The organism is Massilia phyllostachyos (genome assembly GCF_021044825.1).
Taxonomy (GTDB): Bacteria; Pseudomonadota; Gammaproteobacteria; order Burkholderiales; family Burkholderiaceae_D; genus Telluria; species Telluria phyllostachyos.
In genome coordinates, this window is the sequence record NZ_JAJNOC010000038.1 from 1 (window position 1) to 412 (window position 412).

Consider the following 412-nt stretch of genomic DNA (forward strand, 5'->3'; position numbering starts at 1 on the left):
CCTTCACACAGGTGCTGCATGGCTGTCGTCAGCTCGTGTCGTGAGATGTTGGGTTAAGTCCCGCAACGAGCGCAACCCTTGTCATTAGTTGCTACATTTAGTTGGGCACTCTAATGAGACTGCCGGTGACAAACCGGAGGAAGGTGGGGATGACGTCAAGTCCTCATGGCCCTTATGGGTAGGGCTTCACACGTCATACAATGGTACATACAGAGGGCCGCCAACCCGCGAGGGGGAGCTAATCCCAGAAAGTGTATCGTAGTCCGGATTGTAGTCTGCAACTCGACTACATGAAGTTGGAATCGCTAGTAATCGCGGATCAGCATGTCGCGGTGAATACGTTCCCGGGTCTTGTACACACCGCCCGTCACACCATGGGAGCGGGTTTTACCAGAAGTAGGTAGCTTAACCG

General features: G+C 53.6%; 1 rRNA gene. It reads left to right on the forward strand.

What is annotated here, in order from left to right:
- Positions 1 to 412 (forward strand): 16S ribosomal RNA (locus LQ564_RS25770); the annotation flags it as partial.